We start from the raw sequence: 14625 nt of genomic DNA on the forward strand, positions 1-14625 counted from the left end.
ATTGCGTTCACGTCCCCGAGTGGTGTCCAGTGCCCGCGAAGCGGGCCCGGTAGGCGGACGGGCTGAGGCCGGTCCGGCGGCGTACCTGGGTGCGCAGGTTGGCGAGGGTGCCCAGGCCGCTGGCGCGCGCGACGGCCTCCAGCCGGAGCTCACCGTTCTCGATGAGCCTGCACGCCAGCGCGACCCGCTCGGCGGTCAGCCAGGCGAGCGGGGTGGTGCCGAGTTCCGCCTGGAAACGGCGATGCAGTGTGGCGACGCTGGTGCCGGCCTGGCCGGCCAGATGGGCGACGGTCAGGGGCAGGTCGAGTCGTTCCTGGGCCCAGGCCAGGACGGGCGCCAGCGAGGTGTCGGGGATCGCCGGAATGGGGCGTTCGACGAACTGGCGCTGGCCGCCGTCGCGGTGCACGGCGAAGACCAGGCGCCGGCCGACGGCGTTGGCGACCTCCGCGCCGTGGTCGCGGCGCACGATGTGCAGGCCCAGGTCGAGCGCGGCGGCACTGCCCGCGGCCGTCAGCACGTCGCCGTCGTCCACGAACAGCACGTCGGGTTCGAGCCGTACTGGCGGGAAGCGGGACCGGAAGAGGTCGGCCCAGCGCCAGTGGGTGGTCGCCGGGCGGCCGTCGAGCACGCCGGCGGCCGCCAGGGTGAACGCGCCCGTGCAGAAGCCGACGAGCCGCGCGCCCCGTGCGGCGGCCGCCCGGATCGCGGCGAGGATCGGCTCGGCAGGAGCCTCCCCGGGGTCGGGACGATTGGGAACGATCACGGTGTCGGCCCGTTCGACGGCTTCGAGGCCGGGAATCCCCGACATCGTGAACATGCCCGCGTGCATGACCACCGGGCCTGGCGCGCAGAGCGTGAAGTCGTACCACGGGATGCCCAGCTCGGGCCGGCGCAGGCCGAACAACTCGGTCGCGACGCCCATCTCGAACGGGTTCGAGCCCTCGTCGACCATCATCACGACGCGGTGCGAGGATCCTTGCGGCATACGCGTTTCCTAGCACTCACGCTGCGCCGGGGCCACCCGAGAGAGTGGAGAGGTGAACGAACCGATCGATCTGCAGTCCGCGCTGGCCTCCTTCAGCGACCTCTGGAGCCCGCGCATCGTCTCCCGGGTGAACGACTACGACGTCCGCGTCGCCAGGGTCGCCGGGGACCATCTCTGGCACGCCCACGACGACACCGACGAGTTCTTCCTGGTGCTCGACGGCGAACTGACCATCGCGCTCCGCGAGGACGGCGGCGAACGCTCCGTGACACTGTCCACGGGCGCGATCTTCGTCGTCCCGCGTGGCGTCGAGCACAAGCCGTCCGCCCCGGGCGGGGCGTCGATCCTCATGTTCGAGCCGACCGGAACGCTGACCGTCGGAGACCGGCACGACGACGTGCCGCACCACGTCGACGCGACCGTCGGGAGACCGCTCGACTAACCCCGCGCGCTCCCCTACGACACTGCGGTCGGGCACTGCGCTGAGCCGCGCGGACGCCGCCGCTCGGCAACGCTTCCCACTGCTGCCGGCCGTCTGGTCATCGACATGGGTTCGCGGAGACTCGATGAGCTGCGGCGCAGACCGGGCATGCGAAAGGGGCGGTCCCAGCACCGAGAACCGCCCCTTAAGCGAGTGGACTAGAAGTCCATGCCGCCCATGCCGCCGGACGGGTCGCCGGCCGGAGCCTTCTCCTTCTCCGGCTTCTCGGCGATGACCGCCTCGGTGGTGAGGAACAGCGCCGCGATGGACGCGGCGTTCTGCAGCGCGGAGCGCGTCACCTTCGCCGGGTCGATGATGCCCGAGTCGAACATGTTGACGTACTCGCCGGTCGCGGCGTTCAGGCCGAAGCCCGGCTCGAGGTTGCGGACCTTCTCCGCCACCACGCCGCCCTCGAGGCCGGCGTTCACCGCGATCTGCTTCAGCGGCTCCTCCAGCGCACGGCGCACGATCTGCGCACCGGTCGCCTCGTCGCCCTCAAGGTCGGTCTTCTCGAACGCCTTGACGCTCGCCTGCAGCAGCGCGACGCCACCGCCGGGCACGATGCCCTCCTCGACGGCCGCCTTCGCGTTGCGCACGGCGTCCTCGATGCGGTGCTTGCGCTCCTTCAGCTCGACCTCGGTCGCCGCGCCGGCCTTGATGACGGCAACGCCGCCGGCCAGCTTGGCGAGACGCTCCTGGAGCTTCTCGCGGTCGTAGTCCGAGTCGGAGTTCTCGATCTCGGCGCGGATCTCGTTCACCCGGCCGGCGATGTCGTCGGGGTTGCCGGCGCCATCGATGACCGTGGTCTCGTCCTTCGTCACCACGATGCGCTTGGCCTGGCCGAGCATGTCCAGCGTGGTGTTCTCCAGCTTGAGGCCGATGTCCTCGCTGATGACCTGGCCACCGGTCAGGATCGCGATGTCCTGCAGCATGGCCTTGCGGCGGTCACCGAAGCCCGGGGCCTTGACGGCGACGGACTTGAAGACACCGCGGATCTTGTTGACGACCAGGGTGGCCAGGGCCTCGCCCTCGACGTCCTCGGCGATGATGACCAGCGGCTTGCCGGCCTGCATGACCTGCTCCAGAACCGGCACCAGGTCCTTGTTCGCCGAGATCTTCGAGCTGACGATCAGGATGTACGGGTCGTCGAAGACGGCCTCCATACGCTCCGGGTCCGTCACGAAGTAGTGCGAGATGTAACCCTTGTCGAAGCGCATGCCCTCGGTCAGCTCGAGCTCCAGACCGAAGGTCTGGCTCTCCTCGACCGTGATGACGCCTTCCTTGCCGACCTTGTCCATCGCCTCGGCGATCATCTCGCCGATCGAGGTGTCGCCGGCGGAGATCGAGGCCGTGGAGGCGATCTGCTCCTTGGTCTCGACGTCCTTGGCGATCTGCGCGAGCTGCTCGCTGACGCGCTCCACCGCGGACTCGATGCCCCGCTTCAGGGACATCGGGTTGGCGCCGGCGGCCACGTTGCGCAGGCCCTCGCGGACGAGCGCCTGGGCCAGCACGGTCGCCGTCGTCGTGCCGTCACCGGCTACGTCGTCGGTCTTCTTGGCGACCTCTTTGACGAGCTCGGCGCCGATCTTCTCCCACGGGTCCTCGAGCTCGATCTCCTTGGCGATGGAGACACCGTCGTTCGTGATCGTGGGGGCGCCCCACTTCTTCTCCAGAACGACGTTACGGCCCTTGGGACCGAGGGTCACCTTCACGGCGTCGGCAAGCTGGTTCATGCCGCGCTCGAGGCCGCGCCGCGCGTCCTCGTCGAACGCGATCATCTTTGCAGCCATAGGCTCCAGATCCTCCCGGAACGGGGTGGCTTTCACGCGGATCGAGTCGACGCCCGCGACGGACGGCCTCGCTCGACGACGTCCATTCCGCCGCCGGCGCGAGGCCTCATCGCCTCGATCACCTGTTTGGCACTCTCAATACTAGAGTGCCAACCGCTTGTTTAGCACTCTCCCATTGAGAGTGCAAGCGGAGTCACCTCTCACCAGGGTGAACATCTCCCCATGGCGCCTCAGAGACCTCGCCCGAAATCACCGGCGCTCCAAGAGCAAAGCCCCCGTACGAGGGACAACGGCATGCCGGACGGCCGCGGGAGGGGCCGGGCCGCCGGATGGACCGGCCCCAGGGGAACGCCAGCACCCAGGGAGCACGCCTGGCGCCGCAAGGAGCGTGCCGGTGGCATCTTCGCCGTCGGTGATGACGGGACGAAAGGGGCAAGTAGGGACGAGTCTGGTTCGCTACGGCGGCAAGGTGGCCTCAACGGCGGCGAAGCGGGCGGCCCGCAAGGCCGGGCAGAGGCCGGACGAGCGCCGGGCTACGCCGGACGGAGGCCGGACGAGCGCCGGCCTGCGCCAGCCTGCGCCAGCCTGCGCCGGGCAGATACCTGACGCGCGCCGGGCTGCGCCGGGCGGAGGCCGGGCTGGGCTACGCCGGGCGGGCGCAGGGCGCGCTGGACAGGCGCAGGGCGCGCTGGGCGGACGGCCGGAGGCCCGGCGCCGAAGCGCCGGGCCTCCGTCAGGCTATGGGACTTAGAGTGCCCGAACCGCGTCCGCCTGCGGACCGCGATCGCTCTGCGTGATCTCGAACTCGACCCGCTGCCCCTGCTCGAGGCTGCGGTAGCCATCCGCGACGATGGCCGAGTAGTGCACGAACACATCCCTGCCACCGTCGACCGCGATGAAGCCGTAGCCTTTGTCCGCGTTGAACCATTTGACGGTGCCTTGCGCCATTCCCAACAACTCCCACCAGGGCAATTCCCGTGGCCATTGGCCACAGTCACTGTTTCGAGCCCGCCGGACCACTGCGGAACCCGTCGATCGCCCGCCGACTCGGCTGCGGCGGCCATCGCCGACCCTACACACGGCTACCGTCCGTGGAACAGCCTTTACCCCACAAGTGCGGACGGCCGATGCTGGTCAAAAACCGAACGACTCTGGCCGGAACTAACGACGCATGTCCATAAATCCGTATAAGGGAGACACAATTCCCGATCAGGAACGCGGAGCCAGAACGTTCGGCTCCGCCATTTCGGCGGCCCAACGCACGATCCCCGGTGTTCACCGAGTCGAGGGACTCGGCGAACACCGGGGATCGTGACGTGGTGCCCGATCACGGGGCGTCACCCGCGCGGCCCGTCACCGCGCGGTTCGCCCCACGGGTCAGCCGCCGGCGACGGCCGGGATGATGGAGATCTGGGCGCCGTCCGGAGTCGGGGTGTCGAGGCCGTCGGCGAACCGCACGTCCTCCTCCCCCACGTACACATTGACGAACCGGCGGATCTTGCCGTTGTCGTCGAGGATGCGCGCGGCGATGCCGGAGTAGTTGGCGTCCAGGTCGGCGACGACCTCGCGTACGGTCGATCCCGTCGCCTTCACCTCGGCCTCGCCTCCGGTGTAGCTGCGGAGGATCGTCGGGATGCGGACACTGATCGAGCTCACGCCAGACCTGCCTTTCGGAATGCCTCGAGGGTCGGGGCGATGTTCGCGGACGGCTGGGCGACCGGGGCCACCGCGTCCAGGGTCTTGAGTCCGTCGCCGGAGTTGATGAACACCGTCTCGGCGTCGGGGTCGAGCACGCCGGCCGACAGCAGCTTGCGCAGCACGCCCAGCGTCACGCCGCCGGCCGTCTCGCCGAAGATGCCCTCCGTGCGGGCGAGCAGGCCGATGCTGTCCACGACCTCCTCGTCCGAGACGTCCTCGACGGCCCCTCCGGTGCGGCGGACGGCGTCGAGGACGTACGGGCCGTCGGCGGGGTTGCCGATCGCGAGGGACTTGGCGATGGTGGAGGGCTTGACGGGCTGGACGACGTCGTGGCCGGCCTTGAAGGCGGCCGAGACGGGCGAGCAGCCGGTCGCCTGGGCACCGAAGATCTTGTACGGCCGGTCCTCGACCAGGCCGAGCTTGATGAATTCCTGGAACGCCTTGTCGATCTTCGTGAGCTGCGAGCCGGACGCGATCGGGATCACGATCTGCTCGGGCAGCCGCCAGCCGAGCTGCTCGGCGATCTCGTACCCGATGGTCTTGGAGCCCTCGGCGTAGTACGGCCGGACGTTCACGTTGACGAACGCCCAGTCCTCCTGCTCACCGGCGAGCTCGGAGGCCAGCCGGTTGACGTCGTCGTAGTTGCCGTCGACGGTGACGAACGTGCCGCCGTACACCGCCGTCGTGATGATCTTCTGGCGCTCGAGGTCCGAGGGCACGAAGACGGCGCTGCGGATGCCGGCGCGCGCCGCCGCGGCCGCGACCGCGTTGGCGAGGTTGCCGGTGGACGGGCAGGCCAGCACCTTGAACCCGAGCTCACGGGCGGCGGCGAGCGCCACCGCGACCACGCGGTCCTTGAACGAGTGGGTGGGGTTGCCGCTGTCGTCCTTGACCCACAGCGACCGCAGGCCGAGCGACTCGGAAAGGTTGTCGGCGCGTACGAGGCGGGTGAAGCCGGGCTCGGTGTTCGGCGAGTCGACGACGTTCGACGGGACCGGCAGCAGCCCGCGGTAGCGCCAGATGTTGCGCGGGCCGGACTCGATCCGCTCCCGGGTCACCCCGGTGTGGTCGTAGGAGACCTCAAGGGGGCCGAAACACAGCTCACAGGCGTAGCGAGGACCCAGATCGTAGGACTGACCGCATTCGCGGCACGTCAATGCGGTCGCGGGGCCGAGATCGGGGGCGGCGTTGTGCGACATGAAGCGAGGCCTCTCTCCTCATCTTTCCCGTGCCACCTTGGTCACGAGCCGGAGTTGGCACCTGTCCCGGGCGGCCTCGCTACGAGCGAGTTGCGGCGTGTCTTCGCACGCGGTGAACCGCATGTCCGGGAGGGTTGCCGGGGCTTCAACGGGCCGGTCCCTCCACCCCTCTGGATGAGCGTTATTAAGTTGTCTGAGGACTTGTATACGTGACTGACCGGTTCCCCGCCAAGCGCGTCTCAGTTCGCGAGACACCCGCGCGGCCGGTTCCGGCCCCCTCGCCGGCCCGGCGGCGCGCCGCCGGGAAACCCTGCCACCAGCGGTCTTCCGCGGGGTGACATGCTCGGATGGTCTTGGTCGGGGTCCTCCCGGGAAGCCGCCCGCACCGCCCGACCACCGGACCTTCTTCGACCCCTGTTCACGTCGGCCGGTTACGCTCCCCACATGGGTGACTCGCAGGTCCTGGTGGCGTCCAACCGCGGTCCCGCCTCGTTCGCGCTCGCCGATGACGGGACCCTCTCGGTCCGTCGCGGCGGCGGCGGCCTGGTCTCGGCCATGGCCGGCCTGGACGGGGACATCCTGTGGATCTGCGCGGCGCTCTCGGACGCCGACCGCGCGGCGACCCGCCGGGCGCAGGACGGAAGACTGGACGTCTACGGCACCGACGGCGTCCGCATGCTGGACATCCCGCCTGCAACCTTCCACCGCGCGTACAACTCGGTGGCCAACTCCACACTGTGGTTCGTCCACCACATGCTCTACGACACGCCGAACGCCCCGCACTTCGACGCGCGCTCCCGGCGGGACTGGCAGTCCTACGAGGCGTACAACGCGGCGTTCGCCGACGCGCTCGCCCGCGACGCCCGGCCCGGCGCGAAGGTCGCGATCCAGGACTACCACCTGACGCTCGCCCCGGGCATGCTGCGCGAACGCCGTCCCGACCTGAAGATCGCGCACTTCTCGCACACGCCGTGGGCACCGCCGGAGTACTACCGCCTGCTGCCCGACGACATCGGCCGCCAGGTCCTCGAAGGCGTCCTCGGCGCCGACCACGCCGGCTTCCACGCCGAACGCTGGGCCGACGCGTTCATCGACTGCTGCGCCGCCGTGCTGCAGGCGAAGGTCGACAAGGTCTCCCGCACCGTCACCCACGCCGGGCGCGTCACCAGGATCGGCGTCCACGGCCTCGGCGTCGAGGGCGGGTCCCTGCGCGCCCGCGCCGCCGAACCCGACGTGCAGGCCCGCAAGCAGGCGCTACGCGAGCAGGTCGGCGACCGCAAGCTGATCGTGCGGATCGACCGCACCGAGCTGTCGAAGAACATCGTGCGGGGGCTCGCGGCCTACCGCGAGTTGCTGTCCAAGCATCCGGAGTGGCACGGCCGGGTCGTGCACCTGGCCTTCGCCTACCCCTCACGGCACGACCTGCCGGAGTACCGCGAGTACACCGCCGCCGTGCAGCGGACGGCGGCCGAGATCTCCGACGAGTTCGGCGACAGCGGCTGGGATCCGCTGATCCTGCAGGTCAACGACGACTATCCGCGCTCGCTCGCGGCGTACGGGCTGGCGGACGTCCTGCTCGTGAACCCCATCCGGGACGGCATGAACCTCGTCGCCAAGGAGGGCCCGGTGCTGTCCGAGGACGGCTGCGCCCTGGTGCTGTCCCGCGAGGCGGGCGCCGCCGCCGAGATGGAGGAGAACGCGTTGATGATCAACCCGTTCGACGTGTCGCAGACGGCGGAGGCACTGAACCAGGCGCTGCTCATGCCCCGCCGCGAACGCGCCGAGCGCTGTGCCCGGCTGACCGCCGCCGCGACCGCCCTGCCGCCGCAGCGCTGGTTCGCCGCGCAACTCGACGCACTCGACTGAGACCGCCCCGAGCCGATCCGCCGGTCCAGGCGTCATGCCCGACGCGCACGGCCCGGCCCGTCGCCGAGTCGGCGCTCGCACCCGGCGCGGACGGCGATCGGGCGAGGCCTGAGGACCGGAGCCCGGTCGCCGGTCAGGACTGGGGAGCCGACCCGTAGTCGTTGCCGAGCGCCTGCCGGAACTGCTTGCGGGCCTCGTGGATGCGCGACTTCACCGTGCCGAGCGGCAGGTTGAGCTGCTGGGCGATCTCGTTGTACTCCAGCTGGGACACGTCGCGCAGCACCAGCGCCTGGATGAGGTCGGGCTTGCGCCGTTCCAGGTCCTCCATCGCGTCCAGGATGTCGACGCGCGAGCCGGCGATGACGCTCGTACGGCGTGGGTCCGGGCGCTGCTGCGGCAGCTCGCCGGCCTGCTCCATCGAGCGGCGCTTGAGCGAACGGTAGGTCGAGCGCGCGGAATTGGCGACGACCACGTGCAGCCACGTGCTGAATCGCGAACGGCCCTCGAACCGCCCGATATTGCGCGCCACCTGCATCAACGCGTCCTGACACGCTTCTTCGGCGTCCTGCCGGCAGGGCAGAAAACGGCCGCAATGGCGCAGGACATCCGGCTCGATCACCTTGAGCAGTTGATTCAACGCCGCGTTGTCGCCCTTGGCCGCCCTCGCCGCCAGTTCCTCGGTCCGCTCGTCGTACGCCATGGTGCGTCCTCGCCCTCGATATCGCCCCGCATTGGGCATGATACGGGGGTGTCCATACCTTCGAACGTCGGTCGTTACCGAATCGATCGTGTCCTCGGGTCCGGAGCATTCGCCTCTGTGTGGCTCGCCCAGGACGAACTGCTCGATGCCCCCGTGGCCGTGAAGGTGCTGGCCGGGGGACTCATCGACGACCTCGACGTGCGCAACCGCTTCCTCGAAGAGGCCAAGATCCTGCGCCGCGCCGACTCCGAACGTCTCGTACGCGTGCACGACATCGGCGAACTCGAGGACGGGCGGCCGTACTTCGTCATGTCCTACGCCGACGGCGGGACGCTCGCCGACCGGATGCGTGAGCGGAATCTCACGGTCGCCGAGGCGCTGCGGCTGGCCATCGAGATCGCCCACGGCGTCGAGGTGATCAACCGGCTGGGCGTCATCCACCGGGACCTGAAGCCGTCGAACATCCTGTTCCAGTCGACGACCGACGGCGGCGAGCGCCTGCTCATCGCCGACCTCGGGCTCGCCAAGGCGCTCGCGCACGCCTCCGGGGCGTTCACGATGCCGGTCGGCACACCGGGGTACATGTCGCCGGAGCAGGCGCGGTTCGGCGGCGGCCTCGACGTCCGCGCCGACGTGTACGGCCTGGGCGCGCTGACGTACCACCTGCTCACCGGGGACCCGCCGGGCCCGGCGCCGGTGAGCGAGCCGCCCAGCGCGGCCCGGCGCGGCCTGCCGCCGGCCGTCGACGAGATCGTGATGCGGGCGCTCGAAGGCGACCGGGAGCGCCGCTGGCCGTCCGCGGAGGCGTTCGCGGCCGCGCTGAGCGTCCCGCTGATGTCCGTCGCCGACGACTCCACGCGCCGGGACATGCCCGCGGGTGACGCGACGATGGTGGACTCCGGAACGGGCGGATGGCCCTCGAAGGGCTCGTACGGCGCGGGACGGACCGACCCCGGATCGAACGGACGGCCCTCCGACCGCCCGTACGGGGCGGGGCCGGTGGACCGGTCCGGTGACGAGGGGTCGGGCCGGACCCCGCGGGTCTCCCCGATCCCGGACGAACCGGCGGGGCCCGGCGGCCCCGAGGACACCCCCTCGAGCCGTACGCTCCGGGTTCCCCCCGTCGGCGGCGACCACGGCCCGGCGCCGTACGACAACGCCCGCGACCGGACGATCCAGACGCCGCCTCCCCCGGAGGGCGGTAACGACACCGTGGTCGACCTGCAGCGGCCGTACGGCCCGCGCGGCGCCGGAGGCGACCGTCCCGCGGACCCGGCCGGCTCCGGACCGCGGCGGCCCGAGGCGAGGGGCGGCGGGTCGTCCGGCGGGCCGAGCCGCAAACGGCTGCTGGTCATCGCCGGCCTGGCCGCGGTGCTGGTCGTCGGGGGCGGCGGCGCGTACGCGGTCGGCAAGCTCACCGGCTCCTCCTCCGGATCCAAACCCGGGGACGGCCTCGTCACCGTGACCGACGTGACGGGCCGGCTCAGCATCCGGGTGCCGCCGACCTGGAAGCTGCAGACCCAGCACACCACCTGGCCGGTCTCCGTCGCGGACCGCCCGAACGCCCCCGCGCTGCGCGCGACCCCCGACTACGCCCAGTTCGTCAAGGACGATGTTCCGACGCCGGGCGTCTTCGCCGGCCTCACCCGGGACCCGAACGTCACGGTGCCGCCCCGCGCCCTGGGCAGCCATCGGGCCAAGTGCACGCCGGGCGCCGTGCAGCAGTACCGCCACGGCACGCTCGTCGGCCAGATCTACCCGTGGCGCTGCGGCACGATCACCATCAACGAGGTCGGGCTGAAGGACACCAAGGGCAGGTACACGATGTGGGTCCGCGTGAAACTCGCCGGGCCGCCCGACCTCACCCGCAAGATCCTCGACAGCATCCAGGTCAGGGGCTGACCCGCCGTACGATATATCGTTCGACATATCGGCGGAGAGAGGTCATGCGCAGAGGATCAACGCACCGTGAGGAGCGCGCGGCGTTCGGCGACTGGGGGCCGGGGTTCGGCCCGCGCGGCCGTGGCGGACGCGGCGGGCGCCGTACGAAGCGCGGCAACGTGCGGGCCGCGATCCTCGCGCTGCTGGCCGAGCGCCCGATGCACGGCTACGAGATGATCCAGGAGCTGGAGAGCCGCACCGGCGGGCTCTGGCGGCCCAGCCCCGGCTCGGTGTACCCGACGCTGCAGCTCCTGGAGGACGAGGGACTCATCTCCGGGCGGGAGTCGTCCGGCAAGCGGCTGTTCGCGCTGACGGACGCCGGCCGCGCCGAGACCGAGACCGCCGCCGGGCGGACGCCGCCGTGGGCGGAGATCACCGAGGACGCCGGCGAGGCCGCCACCCACCTCCACTCCGCGATGGGCCGGCTGATGATGGCGCTCCGGCAGGTCATGCACGCCGGCGACGAGGAGCAGCGCGAACGCGCCCTCGAGGTCATCAACGACGCCCGCCGCCGCCTGTACGGCATCCTCGCCGAGGACGACTGACCCGCGTCACTCCAGTTCGTCGGCGAGTCGCTCGATGAGGGCGACGACGCCCGGCGGGCCGTCGACGACGAGGTCCGCGCGCTCGGCGAGCGCCGTCACCTCGTCGGACGAACTGCACACCTTCACGCCGGGCGTGCCCTCCTTGCGCAGCGCGTCGATCGCGTCGTACGCCGCGAGGTCGCCGAGGTCGTCGCCGGCGAACAGCACCGCGGACGCGCCGCGCTCGGCGGCCAGGGCGCGCAGCGCCGCGCCCTTGTCCATGCCCGGCGGCCGGAGTTCGAGCACGTAACGGCCCGGTTCGACGGCGAGGCCGGTGCGCTCGGCCAGGGCCTCCACGAGGCTCCGGAGGCGTTCGAGGGCGACCTGCGGCTCGGCGGCCCGCCGGGTGTGCACCGCGAGCGCGAGCCCCTTGTCCTCGATCGCGACGCCCTCGGGGGCGTTCGCCAGGATCTGGGGGAGCTTCGCGCGGGCCTCCGCGACGCCGGGCGGCGGCTCCGGAGCCTGCAGGACGCCGTTCTCCCAGCGCTCCCGGCCGTACTGGCCCAGGATGACGAGGCCCGTCAGGTCGGCGAACCCGCCGGCCTCGACGGCGGTCGCGGCGGGACGGCCGGTGATGACCGCCACCGTGCCGATGAGCGGCGCGATCCGGCGCAGCGCCGGGACGACGCCCGGATGCGCCCGCGCGTCGGCGGGGTCGTCGACGATCGGCGACAGCGTCCCGTCGAAGTCGAAGCCGATGAGCGCCTCCCGCGGGCGGTCGCGGATCGCGGACAGCCCTTCGGCTCCGGCGGCCGTTTCGGACCTCGGCTCAACGCTCATCTATCGTCCCTCTCCTCAGCCCGCGGTCGCCCGTCACGGACCGGCCGCCCGGGGAGGCGACCGATCACCGGATCGCCCGTCGGGGAGGGACCGCGCCGCTTCGGGCAGGTCAGGTTCGGATACCGAGCCTACGCGCCGCCCGCTGGCGCTGGCGGGCGGATCGCTGACGCCGCAGCCGTTTCACCAGCATGGGGTCGTACTCCAACGCCTCGGGGCGTTCGATCAGCCGGCTGAGGATCTGGTAGTAGCGGGTCGAGGACATGTCGAACAGCTCCCGGATCGCCTGCTCCTTGGCGCCGGGGTGCTTCCACCACTGTCGTTCGAAGTCGAGGATCTTGCGGTCGCGCTCTTCCAGGCGGCCGTCGTCTTCCTTGTCAGGGCCATCGCCCCGGGCGTTCGCCGGTTGCATCAGGTCCCCTCTGTACGGGTCGGGGGGCTGTCATGCTACGCGTGATCGTCGACTTGTTCGCGGTGTTCTCCGGGTAATGCCTCGACGTAGTCTGCAAGCGTGGCGCTCACAGACTGCGTATCGCTGCTGACCGATTACGGGCTGGAGGACGGGTTCGTGGCGGCCTGTCACGGGGTGATCGCGCGGATCGCCCCCAGTGCCCGCGTCATCGACATCAGCCACCTGGTCCCGCCCGCCGACGTACGACGCGGGGCCGCGATCCTCGCCCAGACGGTGCCGTACCTCCCGGAGGGCGTCCACGTCGCGGTCGTCGATCCCGGTGTGGGAACGACGCGGCGGGCGGTCGCGGTCGCCGCGGGCGGCCGGATCTTCGTCGGGCCGGACAACGGCGTGCTGTCCTGGTGCGTTCCCGACGGCGGCGCGCGCGCCTTCGAGCTGACCAACCGTGAGCTGTGGCTGGAGCCCACGTCGGCGACGTTCCACGGCCGCGACATCTTCGCGCCGGTGGCGGCGCACCTGGCGGCGGGCCGCGACATCGCGTCCGTGGGGCCGGAGTTCGACGTCGCCGACCTCGTGGCGCTGCCCCGGCCGACCCGCCGCGTGCAGGAGGGGACGGTCGAGGGCGAGGTGCTGACCGTCGACCGGTTCGGGAACGTCCAGCTCTCCGTGACCGCCGATGACCTGCGCCGGATCGGCGCGGTCACGGGCGTCCCGCTGAGCTTCATCCTCGGGCGACGGACCCTCACGGTGCCGTTCCGCGAGACGTTCGGCGCCGTGCCTCCCGGGGAGCTGGTCGCCTTCGTCGACTCGGCGGGCTGCCTGGCGCTCGCGGTGAACTCCGGAAACGCGGCGCAGCGCCTGGGCCTGCCGCCGGGAGCGCACGTTCGCGTCGCGACGGCGCTCACCTCGACGTACTGAACGCCAAGAAAACGTCAAGTCCGCAGGTCCGGATGCGGCATGATCTCCGCCATGGGATTCACGCGTTCCGACTGGCGCCTGATCGTCATCACCCTCGTGGCGTCCGCGGCGGCCGGTGTCACGCACTTCGGGAAGATCGGCGGCACCGTCGTCCCGTTCATCGTCGCGGCGATCGCGCTCGCACTCCTGGCGAGCCTGGTCGGGCGCAGCGTCGAGAACCTGGCCGACCGGCTGGGCGCCGGTGCCACCGGCGTCGTCCAGAGCGCGCTGGGCAACCTCCCCGAGCTGTTCGTCGTCCTGTTCGCGCTGCAGAAGAAGCTGTACGACGTCGCTACAGCGACCATCGTCGGCAGCATCCTCGCCAACGTCCTGCTCGTCCTGGGTCTGGCGTTCTTCCTCGGCGGCATCAAGCACGGGCCGCAGAAGTTCGGCGGTGACGCCGCCCGCACCCTGTCGGTGCTGCTGTTCCTGTCGGTCGCGGCGCTGCTCGTGCCCTCGCTCACCGCGGCGCTCGGCTCGCACGCGACGAAGGCGGCCCTGCACGAGCGCAACCTCTCGGTCGTGGTGTCGATCCTGCTGCTCTGCCTGTTCGCCGCGTCGCTGCCCAGCTCGATCAAGCGGCAGCAGGCCGAGGAGGGGCACGGCGCGGCGGACAAGCCGGTGAAGGCCGCCGCCATGAGCGCGGGCGCGGAAGGCACCGTCGTCGCGGACGGCGGTGCGAGCGCCGCCGAGCCGGCCGCGGAGAAGCCCGGAGCGGAGGCCTCGGGGAAGGGCGCGGGGAAGGGGGCGGAGTCCGGGCACGGGCCCACGTGGCCGCTGGCCGTCGCCCTCGCCATGCTGGCGATCACCGGAGTCGGCGCGGCGTTCGTCTCGGACTGGTTCGTCGCCGCGCTCGAACCGGCGATGGACTCGCTGGGCATCTCCCAGGCGTTCGCCGGACTCGTCATCGTCGCGATCGCCGGCAACGCCGTCGAGAACGTCGTCGGCATCCAGCTCGCCCTCAAGAACCAGTCCGACTTCGCGCTGTCGGTCATCCTGCAGAGCCCGCTGCAGATCGCCCTGGTCGTCGCGCCCGCTCTCGTCCTGCTCTCCCCGCTGGTCGGCGCGTCCTTCACCCTCGTACTGTCGCCGCTCCTCATCGCCGTGCTGATCATGGCCGTGGTGATCGCCGTGCTCGTCGTCCTCGACGGCGAGTCGAACTGGCTCGAGGGCGCGACGCTGATGGTGCTGTACGGGATCATCGCCACGGCCTTCTGGTGGGGATGATCCCGCAG

General features: G+C 71.1%; 14 protein-coding genes and 1 riboswitch. Of the genes, 6 read left to right on the top strand and 8 right to left on the bottom strand.

What is annotated here, in order from left to right; all coding sequences use genetic code 11:
* Positions 1–7 precede the first annotated feature (7 nt).
* On the bottom strand, positions 8–985 hold the full coding sequence (locus tag NDW01_RS09655; RefSeq protein WP_252818962.1) for a helix-turn-helix domain-containing protein: 978 nt from the start codon (positions 983–985) through the stop codon (positions 8–10).
* Positions 986–1037: 52 nt separating this feature from the next.
* On the opposite strand from NDW01_RS09655, the gene NDW01_RS09660 reads away from it, so the two are divergent.
* The gene (locus NDW01_RS09660; RefSeq protein ID WP_252818964.1) at positions 1038–1427 is read left to right on the top strand and encodes a cupin domain-containing protein; all 390 of its coding nucleotides are present in this window, start codon (positions 1038–1040) and stop codon (positions 1425–1427) included.
* A 197-nt stretch (positions 1428–1624) separates the two neighbouring features.
* Here the strand turns inward: NDW01_RS09660 and groL are convergent, their stop codons facing one another.
* The 4 genes from groL to thrC form a co-directional block, all read right to left on the bottom strand.
* The gene (gene groL / locus NDW01_RS09665; RefSeq protein WP_252778083.1) at positions 1625–3256 is read right to left on the bottom strand and encodes a chaperonin GroEL; all 1632 of its coding nucleotides are present in this window, start codon (positions 3254–3256) and stop codon (positions 1625–1627) included.
* A 747-nt stretch (positions 3257–4003) separates the two neighbouring features.
* The gene (locus tag NDW01_RS09670) at positions 4004–4204 is read right to left on the bottom strand and encodes a cold-shock protein (protein WP_252778085.1); all 201 of its coding nucleotides are present in this window, start codon (positions 4202–4204) and stop codon (positions 4004–4006) included.
* A gap of 429 nt (positions 4205–4633) precedes the next feature.
* On the bottom strand, positions 4634–4912 hold the full coding sequence (locus tag NDW01_RS09675; protein ID WP_252778086.1) for a MoaD/ThiS family protein: 279 nt from the start codon (positions 4910–4912) through the stop codon (positions 4634–4636).
* Entirely contained in the window at positions 4909–6153 is a 1245-nt protein-coding gene (gene thrC / locus NDW01_RS09680; protein ID WP_252818966.1) for a threonine synthase, read from the bottom strand. The genes NDW01_RS09675 and thrC overlap by 4 nt, the downstream gene beginning before the upstream one ends.
* 15 nt (positions 6154–6168) lie before the next feature.
* Positions 6169–6334: riboswitch (SAM riboswitch) on the bottom strand.
* A gap of 263 nt (positions 6335–6597) precedes the next feature.
* Between thrC and NDW01_RS09685 the strand changes: the two genes are divergently transcribed.
* The gene (locus NDW01_RS09685) at positions 6598–8019 is read left to right on the top strand and encodes an alpha,alpha-trehalose-phosphate synthase (UDP-forming) (protein ID WP_252818986.1); all 1422 of its coding nucleotides are present in this window, start codon (positions 6598–6600) and stop codon (positions 8017–8019) included.
* A gap of 133 nt (positions 8020–8152) precedes the next feature.
* Here NDW01_RS09685 and NDW01_RS09690 read toward each other — a convergent pair whose 3' ends face one another.
* A complete protein-coding gene (locus tag NDW01_RS09690; protein WP_252778089.1) occupies positions 8153–8719 on the bottom strand; it encodes an RNA polymerase sigma factor in 567 nt (188 codons plus the stop codon).
* 48 nt (positions 8720–8767) lie between these two features.
* Between NDW01_RS09690 and NDW01_RS09695 the strand changes: the two genes are divergently transcribed.
* Positions 8768–10621: a serine/threonine-protein kinase gene (locus NDW01_RS09695; protein WP_308211669.1), complete on the top strand. Its 1854-nt coding sequence runs from the start codon at positions 8768–8770 to the stop codon at positions 10619–10621.
* A 44-nt stretch (positions 10622–10665) separates the two neighbouring features.
* Positions 10666–11205 carry a PadR family transcriptional regulator gene (locus tag NDW01_RS09700; protein ID WP_252818990.1) on the top strand — a complete coding sequence of 180 codons (540 nt, stop codon included), beginning with the start codon at positions 10666–10668 and terminating at the stop codon, positions 11203–11205.
* A 6-nt stretch (positions 11206–11211) separates the two neighbouring features.
* On the opposite strand, the gene otsB is transcribed toward NDW01_RS09700, so the two are convergent.
* Both otsB and NDW01_RS09710 read right to left on the bottom strand, forming a co-directional pair.
* Positions 11212–12024, bottom strand: coding sequence for a trehalose-phosphatase (gene otsB, locus NDW01_RS09705; protein ID WP_252818992.1), 813 nt, complete (start codon positions 12022–12024; stop codon positions 11212–11214).
* 109 nt (positions 12025–12133) lie between these two features.
* Positions 12134–12433, bottom strand: coding sequence for a DUF3263 domain-containing protein (locus tag NDW01_RS09710; RefSeq protein ID WP_252818994.1), 300 nt, complete (start codon positions 12431–12433; stop codon positions 12134–12136).
* Between the two features lie 99 nt (positions 12434–12532).
* Between NDW01_RS09710 and NDW01_RS09715 the strand changes: the two genes are divergently transcribed.
* Both NDW01_RS09715 and NDW01_RS09720 read left to right on the top strand, forming a co-directional pair.
* Positions 12533–13351: an SAM hydrolase/SAM-dependent halogenase family protein gene (locus tag NDW01_RS09715; protein ID WP_252818996.1), complete on the top strand. Its 819-nt coding sequence runs from the start codon at positions 12533–12535 to the stop codon at positions 13349–13351.
* Positions 13352–13402: 51 nt separating this feature from the next.
* On the top strand, positions 13403–14617 hold the full coding sequence (locus NDW01_RS09720; RefSeq protein ID WP_252818998.1) for a calcium:proton antiporter: 1215 nt from the start codon (positions 13403–13405) through the stop codon (positions 14615–14617).
* Positions 14618–14625 lie beyond the last annotated feature (8 nt).

This window comes from Actinoallomurus soli (genome assembly GCF_024055715.1).
Taxonomy (GTDB): Bacteria; Actinomycetota; Actinomycetes; order Streptosporangiales; family Streptosporangiaceae; genus Actinoallomurus; species Actinoallomurus soli.

Coding starts and splice junctions, on each gene's coding strand:
- NDW01_RS09690 (WP_252778089.1), bottom strand. CDS start 8,719: ATGGCGTACGACGAGCGGACCGAGGAACTGGCGGCGAGGGCGGCCAAG.
- NDW01_RS09720 (WP_252818998.1), top strand. CDS start 13,403: ATGGGATTCACGCGTTCCGACTGGCGCCTGATCGTCATCACCCTCGTG.
- NDW01_RS09700 (WP_252818990.1), top strand. CDS start 10,666: ATGCGCAGAGGATCAACGCACCGTGAGGAGCGCGCGGCGTTCGGCGAC.
- groL (WP_252778083.1), bottom strand. CDS start 3,256: ATGGCTGCAAAGATGATCGCGTTCGACGAGGACGCGCGGCGCGGCCTC.
- thrC (WP_252818966.1), bottom strand. CDS start 6,153: ATGTCGCACAACGCCGCCCCCGATCTCGGCCCCGCGACCGCATTGACG.
- NDW01_RS09655 (WP_252818962.1), bottom strand. CDS start 985: ATGCCGCAAGGATCCTCGCACCGCGTCGTGATGATGGTCGACGAGGGC.
- NDW01_RS09710 (WP_252818994.1), bottom strand. CDS start 12,433: ATGCAACCGGCGAACGCCCGGGGCGATGGCCCTGACAAGGAAGACGAC.
- otsB (WP_252818992.1), bottom strand. CDS start 12,024: ATGAGCGTTGAGCCGAGGTCCGAAACGGCCGCCGGAGCCGAAGGGCTG.
- NDW01_RS09670 (WP_252778085.1), bottom strand. CDS start 4,204: ATGGCGCAAGGCACCGTCAAATGGTTCAACGCGGACAAAGGCTACGGC.
- NDW01_RS09685 (WP_252818986.1), top strand. CDS start 6,598: ATGGGTGACTCGCAGGTCCTGGTGGCGTCCAACCGCGGTCCCGCCTCG.